This window comes from Candidatus Thiodubiliella endoseptemdiera (assembly GCF_964212635.1).
Taxonomy (GTDB): Bacteria; Pseudomonadota; Gammaproteobacteria; order PS1; family Pseudothioglobaceae; genus Thiodubiliella; species Thiodubiliella endoseptemdiera.
In genome coordinates this window covers 311,906-324,673 of record NZ_OZ156463.1, presented here as the reverse complement: position 1 = coordinate 324,673, position 12,768 = coordinate 311,906, and the positions used below count along the sequence as shown (strand labels likewise).

The following is a 12,768-nucleotide window of genomic DNA, read 5'->3' as shown; positions in this document are numbered from 1 at the left end:
ATGCCAGGACAAACAAAATACTTCATCAGCAACACCAACGGCTTCTTCGTCAACTGGTATTCCGATATCACCGGACTTGAATCTCACGGACAAGCATTAAAAGCATCTGGCAATAGTGGAGACGATGCCGTCTATGTAGGACAAGGCACCAAAGTCGATGCAACAGGGCTTACTTCAACAGGTGGCAATGATTCAATTTATTTAACCGGCACTTTTAACAACTACGAACAAACACTAGATGGCAATACCTACACCTTCAAAAGAACTGTTAATATTAACGGTACTGAATACCAAGAAGAAGTCTCCTTCATAGCCTCTAATGGCGACAGGGTTTATTTTGCAAATGGTTTTGTTAAGATTGATATAACCGGCAATGACGGGCTATTAAATTTAAATACAGGCGCTTTTAAGAGAATTGAATCCACTGATATTGACAACAGTGAGTCAACTCCAGGTTTGGGGATTGGTTTAAGTATTACTGATGACAAGTCCAACACCGCTAAAATTGGTGAAGTTATTACCTATACCTTCACCTTTGATGAAGCAGTAACAGATTTTAATGCAAATGATATTACAGTTACAGGTGGCACAAAAGGCGCTTTTACCTCTGTTAATGGTAGTGAAAGTGTCTATACTTTAGCACTAACCCCTCCTGCAAACAGTAAAGGCATAATAAGCCTTACAGTAGCCGTTGATGCTGCTACTTCTAAAGTTAACACAGCACTAAAATCAGTTGCTGCCAGCAATAATCAAAGTTTTGATACTCAAGCCCCAACTTTGATTATCAGCGATGACAAGGCTGATGCTTTAACCCTTAAAACTGGCGATACAATCACCTATACCTTTACCTTTAGTGAAGCAGTAACAGGTTTTGATAAAAGTGTTATCAACATCAGCAATGGTGCTATTAAGACAGGTACTGATTTAATTGCCAGCACAACACCTGCTGATGCAGGTAAAGTCTATACCTTGACCGTTGTACCTAGCAGTGACCTAGATGTAGGTTCTAACTTAACAGTGTCAGTGTCTGCTAATCCTGCAATTACAGACAGTGCGGGCAATGCTTACAGCACAACAGCAGCAAATAACGAGCAAGCAATTGACACCAAAGCCCCAGTAGCAGAACTCAGTGGCAATATGGCACCTAATGAAAACTTAACGATGACCTTTTTAGAGGCAGTTACAATAAACACAGCAGGCAGTATTGTCATTTATGATAAAGCCAACTCTGACACTCTTATTACGATTGATATAGCTAACCAAGTTAGTCTTGATAGCACCAAAAAAATTATCACTATTAATCCAGGTAGTGATTTAATAGCCAATAAGAATTACTATGTCAAAATTGATGCAGGCACTTTTAAAGATACTGCAGGTAATAATTATGAGGGTATTGACAGCAATAGTGGTTGGGGCTTTCTGGTCTATTCATTCACCACCACAGCACAATGGGTAGATGCAAGCGGTAACTCTGTTAGCGACAATGGCATCAATGCCAGTGAATCTAGCACACTTGCCATTCAAGGCACATTAACAAATTCTAGCGGTGCAACAGGCGTTGTTATCAGTGCTATTACATTTAAAGCAACCAGTGGAACAACAGCCAATGACAGAGTTGTAGAGACCAGTAATCTACCCACTTTTGCATCTGCCGATGGTACCGAATGGACATTAGCCAATAGTAAAATACCGACTTTAGTCAGTGGTGAGACCTATACGATTGAGATAAATTTATCTTCAACAGGTGGTGGTACAAGTACAGGTGGCAATACCACCCCTGTTTTAATTGACACTGCTGCCCCAATCATAACAAGCTGGGCAGTCAACTCACCAACAGATGGGCAATCGGGCTTTAAAGTAGGTGATGTTATTGAGTTAACCATGACAACCAATGAAGCACTCTCGTTAAGCAATGCTACCAGTAGCAAAGTGACCATTGGTAATAAGGAATTTACACTAGATACCGGCAAAGGTGCCGCCAAAGCAGGGGCATCAGTAGATGAGTTAAAACAATTATTCTTTACTTACACTGTCAAAGTCGATGATAGTATCAATAAAGCAGATTTTGAGATTACCAATGAAAGTGCAATTACCTTGACAGGGGTAACCGATGTAGCAGGTAATATAGTTGCCACCACAGGCACTTATCCTGTTGAATTAGACCGTAATGTTGATGGTGTTGTACCAACTATTGGAGACATTACACTAAACTGGGGAGATATTTTAAACGCTATTGAAGACAACAGCAATGGCACTGTAACAGTTGCCACAACTGGTGTAGAAAACAATCAAGAAGTCTCACTAGTTATTAACCAAAAAACTTATACAGGTACTGTTACCAACAATAGTGCAACCATTACTGTTGCAGCCACAGATTTACAAGCATTAACCCATGGACAAACTTACAGCTATAAAGTCAATATAAAAGATACTGCTGGTAACCCAGCGATAGAGAAAATAGGTGATTTTAAAGTTGATACGGTTGCACCAGCTGTAACCATTACTGACAATGAAGACGCTACAGCCGAAGCACTTTCTACCACAATCGCTTGGATAGGTGCCGATGATAACTACATTAATGATAGTGAAAAAGACGCAACCGCACTCTCAGGCACAGTAGCGGGAGCAGGTACCTTATCTATTACTAAGATTGAGTTTTTTGAAGGTAGTAATACAGTAGGCACAGCAATAACTTCAGGATTACCAGCTGTTGCAGCTGACGGCACTTGGGCACTCGCACATTCTGCTATGCCATCTGAATTAGCCGATGGAAAAACCTACACGGCTGTAGTAACGCTTAGTGATGGCACCAATTCAGCAATTAGCACTAGCACAGCAGTAACTTATGACACCATTAACCCAACCCCAATCACGACCAATCCATGGACTTTAAGCGATATTCCAGCAGGACAATCTGCTTTTAAGGTAGGGGATGTTATCAGCCTAACACTGACAATGAGCGAGACCTTGAAACTTAATAACACCACAGGCTCTAAAGTGGTCATTGCAGGCAAAGACTTTGTTTTGGATAAAACTGCCTCTACAACTGCAGGTGATAAGAAACTGGTGTTTAAATATAGCGTTCAAGCTGGAGATAGCATTGCCGCTACAGACTTTGATATTGACAACCCAACAAGCGATATTACGCTAAATAATATAACAGATGTCGCAGGTAATGCACCAGTATTTACCGCTGATAGAGTAGTGTTGGCTAAGACTAAGCTTGAGTATATTGAAAAAACAGGTTTGGGCAATAATCCTTTTGAGGGTATTGATGTGAGGTATTATTCCACACCAACCTTGGCTGATATTGATGGCGATGGTGATCTAGATTTGGTGGTGGGTAAGGATGATGGCACCCTTAAATACTATCAAAATACAGGCTCTACTTCTAGCCCTGCTTATGAAGCAAAAACTGGAGGCAATAATCCTTTTAATGGCATTGATGTGGGGATTTATTCCGCACCAACCCTAGCTGATATTGATGGCGATGGTGATCTAGATTTGGTAGTGGGTGAGAATGATGGCACCCTTAAATACTATCAAAACACAGGCACTACTTCTAACCCTGCTTATGAAGCAAGAACTGGAGATAGCAATCCTTTTAATGGCATTGATGTGGGACATCATTCCACGCCAAACTTGGCTGATATTGATGGCGATGGTGATCTAGATTTGGTAGTGGGTGAGCTTTATGGCACCCTTAAATACTATCAAAATACAGGCACTACTTCTAGCCCTGCTTATGAAGCAAAAACTGGAGATGACAATCCTTTTAATGGCATTGATGTGGGATATTCTTCCTCACCAACCCTAGCCGATATTGACGGCGATGGCGACCTGGATTTGGTGATGGGTGAGGCTTATGGCACCCTTAAATACTATCAAAATACAGGCACTACTTCTAACCCTGCTTATGAAGCAAAAACTGGAGATGACAATCCTTTTAATGGCATTGATGTGGGATATTCTTCCAAACCAACCCTAGCCGATATTGACGGCGATGGTGATTTAGATTTGGTAGTGGGTGAGGCTAATGGCACCCTTAAATATTACTACAATCAACAACCTTCTTCTGTAGATGGACAAGCCCCAACTCCAACGGCTACTAACTCATGGACTCTAAGCAATATTCCAGCAGGACAATCTGCTTTTAAGGCAGGCGATGTTATCAGCCTAACACTGACAATGAGCGAGACCTTGAAACTTAATAACACCACAGGCTCTAAAGTGGTCATTGCAGGCAAAGACTTTGTTTTGGATAAAACTGCCTCTACAACTGCAGGTGATAAGAAACTGGTGTTTAAATATAGTGTTCAAGCTGGAGATAGCATTGCCGCTACAGACTTTGATATTGACAATCCAACAAGCGATATTACGCTAAATAATATAACAAATGTCGCAGGTAATGCACCAGTATTTACCGCTGATAGAGTAGTGTTGGCTAAGGTTGAGTATATTGAAAAAACAGGTTCGGGCAATAATCCTTTTGAGGGTATTGATGTGGGAAGTTATTCCACGCCAATCTTGACTGATATTGACGGCGATGGCGACCTAGATTTGGTGGTGGGTGAGAGTGCTGGCACCCTTAAATACTATCAAAATACAGGCACTACTTCTAACCCTGCTTATGAAGTAAAAACTGGAGATAGTAATCCTTTTAATGGTATTGATGTGGGGAATTATTCCACACCAACCCTGGCCGATATTGACGGCGATGGCGACCTAGATTTGGTGGTGGGTGAGCAGAATGGCACCCTTAAATACTATCAAAATACAGGCACTACTTCTAACCCTGCTTATGAAGTAAAAATTGGAGATAGCAATCCTTTTAATGGCATTTATGTGAGGAATTTTTCCGCACCAACCCTGGCCGATATTGACGGCGATGGCGACCTAGATTTGGTGATGGGTGAGTCTTATGGCACCCTTAAATACTATCAAAACACAGGTACTACTTCTAACCCTGCTTATGAAGTAAAAACTGGAAACAGCAATCCTTTTGATGGCATTGATGTGGGGCGTTATTCCGCACCAACCCTAGCCGATATTGACGGCGATGGCGACCTAGATTTGGTGGTGGGTGAGAGTGCTGGCACCCTTAAATACTATCAAAATACAGGCACTACTTCTAACCCTGCTTATGAAGTAAAAACTGGAGATAGTAATCCTTTTAATGGCATTGATGTGGTAAATTTTTCCGCACCAACCCTAGCCGATATTGACGGCGATGGCGACCTAGATTTGGTGGTGGGTGAGGAGAATGGCACCCTTAAATATTACTACAATCAACAACCTGCTTCTGTAGATGGACAAGCCCCAACTCCAACGGCTACTAACTCATGGACTCTAAGCAATATTCCAGCAGGACAATCTGCTTTTAAGACAGGCGATGTTATCAGCCTAACCCTGACAATGAGCGAGACCTTGAAACTTAATAACACCACAGGCTCTAAAGTGGTCATTGCAGGCAAAGACTTTGTTTTGGATAAAACCGCCTCTACAACTGCAGGTGATAAGAAACTGGTGTTTAAATATAGCGTTCAAGTTGGAGATAGCATTGCCGCTACAGACTTTGATATTGACAACCCAACAAGCGATATTACGCTAAATAACATAACAGATGTCGCAGGTAATGCACCAGTATTTACCGCTGATAGAGTAGTGTTGACTAAGCTTGAGTATATTGAAAAAATAGGTTCGGGCAATAATCCTTTTGAGGGTATTGATGTGGGAAGTTATTCCACGCCAATCTTGGCTGATATTGACGGCGATGGCGACCTAGATTTGGTAGTGGGTGAGCTTTATGGCACCCTTAAATACTATCAAAATACAGGCACTACTTCTAACCCTGCTTATGAAGCAAAAACTGGAGATGACAATCCTTTTAATGGCATTGATGTGGGATATTCTGCCAAACCAACCCTAGCCGATATTGATGGCGATGGCGACCTAGATTTGGTGGTGGGTGAGAGTGCTGGCACCCTTAAATACTATCAAAATACAGGCACTACTTCTAACCCTGCTTATGAAGTAAAAACTGGAAACAGCAATCCTTTTAATGGCATTGATGCGGGATATTCTTCCTCACCAATCCTAGCCGATATTGACGGCGATGGCGACCTAGATTTGGTGGTGGGTGAGAGTGCTGGCACCCTTAAATACTATCAAAATACAGGTACTGCTTCTAACCCTGCTTATGAAGCAAAAACTGGAGATGACAATCCTTTTAATGGCATTGATGTGGGGGATTCTTCCAGGCCAACCCTAGCCGATATTGACGGCGATGGTGATTTAGATTTGGTAGTGGGTGAGGATAATGGCACCCTTAAATACTATCAAAATACAGGCACTACTTCTAACCCTGCTTATGAAGTAAAAACTGGAGGTAGTAATCCTTTTAATGGCATTGATGTGGGGAATATTTCCGCACCAACCCTAGCCGATATTGACGGCGATGGCGACCTGGATTTGGTGGTGGGTAAGAATGATGGCACCCTTAAATACTACTACAATCAACAACCTTCTTCTGTAGATGGACAAGCCCCAACTCCAACGGCTACTAACTCATGGACTCTAAGCAATATTCCAGCAGGACAATCTGCTTTTAAGGCAGGGGATGTTATCAGCCTAACTTTGACAATGAGTGAGACCTTGAAACTTAATAACACCACAGGCTCTAAAGTGGTCATTGCAGGCAAAGACTTTGTTTTGGATAAAACCGCCTCTATAACTGCAGGTGATAAGAAACTGGTGTTTAAATATAGCGTTCAAGCTGGAGATAGCATTGCCGCTACAGACTTTTATATTGACAATCCAACAAGCGATATTACGCTAAATAATATAACAGATGTCGCAGGTAATGCACCAGTATTTACCGCTGATAGAGTAGTGTTGGCTAAGTTTGAGTATATTGAAAAAATAGGTTTGGGCAATAATCCTTTTGAGGGTATTGATGTGGGGGATCGCTCCAAACCAACCCTAGCCGATATTGACGGCGATGGCGACCTAGATTTGGTGGTGGGTGAGATTAATGGCACCCTTAAATACTATCAAAATACAGGCACTACTTCTAACCCTGCTTATGAAGTAAAAACTGGAGATGACAATCCTTTTAATGGCATTGATGTGGGGAATCTTTCCGCACCAACCCTAGCCGATATTGACGGCAATGGCGACCTAGATTTGGTGGTGGGTGAGTATTATGGCACCCTTAAATACTATCAAAATACAGGCACTACTTCTAACCCTGCTTATGAAGTAAAAACTGGAGATGACAATCCTTTTAATGGCATTGATGTGGGGATTTATTCCGCACCAACCTTAGCCGATATTGACGGCGATGGCGACCTAGATTTGGTGGTGGGTGGGAGGAATGGCACCCTTAAATACTATCAAAATACAGGCACTACTTCTAACCCTGCTTATGAAGTAAAAACTGGAGATGACAATCCTTTTAATGGCATTGATGTGGGGTATTATTCCACACCAATCCTAGTCGATATTGACGGCGATGGCGACCTAGATTTGGTGGTAGGTGAGAGTGATGGCACCCTTAAATACTATCAAAATACAGGCACTACTTCTAACCCTGCTTATGAAGCAAAAACTGGAGATGACAATCCTTTTAATGGCATTGATGTGGGGCTTTACTCCAAACCAACCCTAGCTGATATTGATGGTGATGGCGACCTAGATTTGGTGGTGGGTGAGAAGAATGGCACCCTTAAATATTATTACAATCAACAACCTTCTTCTGTAGATGGACAAGCCCCAACTCCAACGGCTACTAACTCATGGACTCTAAGCAATATTCCAGCAGGACAATCTGCTTTTAAGGTAGGCGATGTTATCAGCCTAACACTGACAATGAGCGAGACCTTGAAACTTAATAACACCACAGGCTCTAAAGTGGTCATTGCAGGCAAAGACTTTGTTTTGGATAAAACTGCCTCTACAACTGCAGGTGATAAGAAATTGGTGTTTAAATATAGCGTTCAAGCTGGAGATAACATTGCCGCTACAGACTTTGATATTGACAATCCAACAAGCGATATTACGCTAAATAATATAACAGATGTCGCAGGTAATGCACCAGTATTTACCGCTGATAGAGTAGTGTTGGCTAAGACTAAGCTTGAGTATATTGAAAAAATAGGTTTGGGTAATAATCCTTTTGAGGGTATTGATGTGGGGGATCGCTCCAAACCAACCCTAGCCGATATTGACGGCGATGGCGACCTAGATTTGGTGGTGGGTGAGGCTTATGGCACCCTTAAATACTATCAAAATACAGGCACTACTTCTAACCCTGCTTATGAAGTAAAAACTGGAGATAGTAATCCTTTTAATGGCATTGATGTGGGGAATTATTCCACACCAACCCTGGCCGATATTGACGGCGATGGTGACCTAGATTTGGTGGTGGGTGAGTATTATGGCACCCTTAAATACTATCAAAATACAGGCACTACTTCTAACCCTGCTTATGAAGTAAAAACTGGAGATGACAATCCTTTTAATGGCATTGATGTGGGGATTTATTCCGCACCAACCTTATCCGATATTGACGGCGATGGCGACCTAGATTTGGTGGTGAGTGAGAATTATGGCACCCTTAAATACTATCAAAATACAGGCACTACTTCTAACCCTGCTTATGAAGTAAAAACTGGAGATAGTAATCCTTTTAATGGCATTGATGTGGGATATTCTTCCAAACCAACCCTAGCCGATATTGACGGCGATGGCGACCTGGATTTGGTGGTAGGTAAGAATGATGGCACCCTTAAATACTATCAAAATACAGGCACTACTTCTAACCCTGCTTATGAAGCAAAAACTGGAGGTAGCAATCCTTTTAATGGCATTGATGTGGGGCGTTATTCCGCACCAGTCCTAGCCGATATTGATGGCGATGGTGATCTAGATTTGGTAGTGGGTGAGGTTTATGGCACCCTTAAATACTACTACAATCAACAACCTTCTTCTGTAGATGGACAAGCCCCAACTCTAACAACACAAGCTTCGGCCGAATTGGGTGAAACCTCAGACCTGATGCTTGATTTTAATGAAGACATTCAAGCAGGTAGTACAGGTAGTATTGTTATTAAAGGTAGTGATGATGGAGTAATAGCAACCATTAATATTGCTGAGACAACTAAATTCAGCATTGCTGGCGATAAACTCACCATTGATGTGTCAGCATTAGGTTTAACTGATAATAAATTAACCCAAGGCAGTTACTATATCACCATGGATGCAGGCACAGTAACTGACATAGCGGGTAACGATGCTGCTGCCATTACTAAAGATACTAACCAATGGGCATTTGAAACCAAAGCACTTTTTACCACAATCGCTTGGATAGGTGCCGATGATAACTACATTAATTATAGTGAAAAAGACGCAACCGCACTCTCAGGCACAGTAGCGGGAGCAGGTACCTTATCTATTACTAAGATTGAGTTTTTTGAAGGTAGTAATACAGTAGGCACAGCAATAACTTCAGGATTACCAGCTGTTGCAGCTGACGGCACCTGGACACTCGCACATTCTGCTATGCCATCTGAATTAGCCGATGGAAAAACCTACACGGCTGTAGTAACGCTTAGTGATGGCACCAATTCAACAATTATCACTAGCACAGCAGTAACTTATGACACCATTAACCCAACTCCAATCACGACCAATCCATGGACTCTAAGCAATATTCCAGCAGGGCAATCTGCTTTTAAGGCAGGCGATATTATCAGCCTAACACTGACAATGAGTGAGACCTTGAAACTTAATAACACCACAGACTCTAAAGTGGTCATTGCAGGCAAAGACTTTGTTTTGGATAAAACTGCCTCTACAACTGCAGGTGATAAGAAACTGGTGTTTAAATATAGTGTTCAAGCTGGAGATAGCATTGCCGCTACAGACTTTGATATTGACAATCCAACAAGCGATATTACGCTAAATAATATAACAGATGTCGCAGGTAATGCACCAGTATTTACCGCTGATAGAGTAGTGTTGGCTAAGACTAAGCTTGAGTATATTGAAAAAACAGGTTCGGGCAATAATCCTTTTGAGGGTATTGATGTGGGGGATTTATCTGCACCAACCCTGGCCGATATTGACGGCGATGGCGACCTAGATTTGGTGATGGGTGAGTCTTATGGCACCCTTAAATACTATCAAAATACAGGCACTACTTCTAACCCTGCTTATGAAGCAAAAACTGGAGATGACAATCCTTTTAATGGCATTGATGTGGGGTATTATTCCACACCAACCTTGGCTGATATTGACGGCGATGGCGACCTAGATTTGGTGGTGGGTGAGGTTTATGGCACCCTTAAATACTATCAAAATACAGGCTCTGCTTCTAGCCCTACTTATGAAGTAAAAACTGGAGATGACAATCCTTTTAATGGCATTGATGTGGGATATTCTTCCAAACCAGCCCTAGCCGATATTGATGGCGATGGCGATCTAGATTTGGTGGTGGGTGAGTATTATGGCACCCTTAAATACTATCAAAATACAGGCACTACTTCTAACCCTGCTTATGAAGCAAAAACTGGAGACAGCAATCCTTTTAATGGCATTGATGTGGGAAGTGCTGCCTCACCAACCCTAGCCGATATTGACGGCGATGGCGACCTAGATTTGGTGGTGGGTGAGGATGATGGCACCCTTAAATACTATCAAAATACAGGCACTACTTCTAACCCTGCTTATGAAGCAAAAACTGGAGATGACAATCCTTTTAATGGCATCGATGTGGGGTATCGCTCCAAACCAACCCTAGTCGATATTGACGGTGATGGCGACCTAGATTTGGTGGTGGGTGAGGTTGGTGGCACCCTTAAATATTACTACAATCAACAACCTTCTTCTGTAGATGGGCAAGTTCCAACCTTTACAGAAAAAACCAGCGATACCAATGTCTTAGGCAAGCCTTCAAATCTAGTAATTGAGTTTTCTGAAAACATCAAAACAAATGGTGGCATTGTTGAAATCTGGAATAGCGCAGAAAAAGTTGCAACTATTAGCATTACTAATGCTAATATTAGCGACACAACACTCACTCTTAACCCAAGTAGTTTAACTTCAGGTGTTTATTACATCAAAATGGCATCAGGCGTTATAACTGACACCTCGGGTAATGACTTTGCAGGTATTGATAATACCTCAGGTAAAACTTGGGCATTTGCATATAATTTTTATATCGGCACCGATAAAGCCGATACTATAACGGGTAGTGCAGGTGACGATACTATAAATGGTGGTGCAGGCAACGACACTATAAATGGCGGTGCAGGCAGTGATATTTTTGTTTATGCAAATACAGATAATGGCGAAGACACCATAACTGGCTTCATATTTGGTGCTGGTGGTGATAAATTAGATTTAAAAGATTTTATTACCGCTAGTGGTAACCAAGCGACACTTTTTGCTAATATTGATAAATATATTACAGTGTCAGATACTGGCACTGCAGGTAGTGCCAAACTAACGATTGATGCTGATGGCACGGTTACAGATGATGTTGCTGATTTGGTTATCAATCTACAAGGGGTTTCTGGTATTGGTGGCTCCCCTACTCCCGACACAGTTGCATTAGGGCACTTTATAACTGATAATCTTATTCTTGTATAAAGTAAGACACCTATAAAAACAAAAACCCGCCTTATTTAGGCGGGTTTTTTTATGGAAAAATATCAACCAAAAATTTAAAAATTTAAAAACTTGAACCTAGAGAGACCTTTGCATAAATATGAATAATCATCAAAACGCCATCTTTCATCAAATTACAAACTTTTTAAAAACACCCTTAGCCCTGCTAGGAGTGGATTTAAAAAATTTCCAATTTAATAAAATCTGTCATTTTGCTAATCATCCCTATTTATGCAAAGGTCTCATAAAGTAAGACACCCATAAAAACAAAAACCCGCCTTATTTAGGCGGGTTTTTTTATGGAAAAATATCAACCAAAAAATCAAAAATTTAAAAACTTGAACCTAGAGAGACCTTTGCATAAATATGAATAATCATCAAAACGCCATCTTTCATCAAATTACAAACTTTTTAAAAACACCCTTAGCCCTTCTAGGAGTGGATTTAAAAAATTTCCAATTTAATAAAATCTGTCATTTTGCTAATCATCCCTATTTATGCAAAGGCCTCTTAGAGGAATAAGTAAATTATGTATAATATAACAAATGAGAATTTTGCATACAATGTTACGCGTCGGGGATATGGACAAATCCATTGCTTTTTATACCAAGGTTTTGGGGATGCGTGTGCTACGCCAAAAGGAATATCCAAAGGGTAAATTTACCAATACATTTTTAGGTTATGGAGTAGAATCGGAAGAATGTGCGTTAGAATTAACTTACAATTGGGACAAGAGTGATTACGATATTGGTACAGGTTTTGGACATATTGCCATTAATGTAGAAGATGTTTATCGGGCAACAGTAAAAGCAAAAGAACAAAGTGTTGAAATTATACGAGAGGCTGGACCAATGAATGCAGGTGATACGATTGTTGCTTTTTTAAAAGACCCTGACGGGTATGAAATTGAACTGTTGTCTAAGTGAGACCTTTGCATAAATATGAATAATCATCAAAACGCCATCTTTCATCAAATTACAAACTTTTTAAAAACACCCTTAGCCCTGCTAGGAGTGGATTTAAAAAATTTACAATTTAATAAAATCTGTCATTTTGCTAATCATCCCTATTTATGCAAAGGTCTCTAAGTAATTTTAA

The 12,768-nt window shown here is 41.0% G+C and carries 5 protein-coding genes; all 5 read left to right on the top strand.

What is annotated here, in order from left to right:
• The 5 genes from AB8525_RS01745 (at nt 1) to AB8525_RS01725 (ending at nt 12,758) form a co-directional block, all read left to right on the top strand.
• Entirely contained in the window at nt 1-11,652 is an 11,652-nt protein-coding gene (locus AB8525_RS01745; RefSeq protein WP_369178231.1) for an FG-GAP-like repeat-containing protein, read from the top strand.
• Nucleotides 11,653-11,770: 118 nt separating this feature from the next.
• On the top strand, nt 11,771-11,923 hold the full coding sequence (locus AB8525_RS01740) for a hypothetical protein (protein ID WP_369149986.1): 153 nt from the start codon (nt 11,771-11,773) through the stop codon (nt 11,921-11,923).
• Nucleotides 11,924-12,036: 113 nt separating this feature from the next.
• Entirely contained in the window at nt 12,037-12,192 is a 156-nt protein-coding gene (locus tag AB8525_RS01735) for a hypothetical protein (protein ID WP_369151063.1), read from the top strand.
• Between the two features lie 23 nt (nt 12,193-12,215).
• Nucleotides 12,216-12,596, top strand: a complete 381-nt coding sequence (gene gloA / locus AB8525_RS01730; protein WP_369178229.1) for a lactoylglutathione lyase — start codon at nt 12,216-12,218, stop codon at nt 12,594-12,596.
• Between the two features lie 15 nt (nt 12,597-12,611).
• The gene (locus AB8525_RS01725; protein ID WP_369151727.1) at nt 12,612-12,758 is read left to right on the top strand and encodes a hypothetical protein; all 147 of its coding nucleotides are present in this window, start codon (nt 12,612-12,614) and stop codon (nt 12,756-12,758) included.
• Nucleotides 12,759-12,768: the final 10 nt, after the last annotated feature.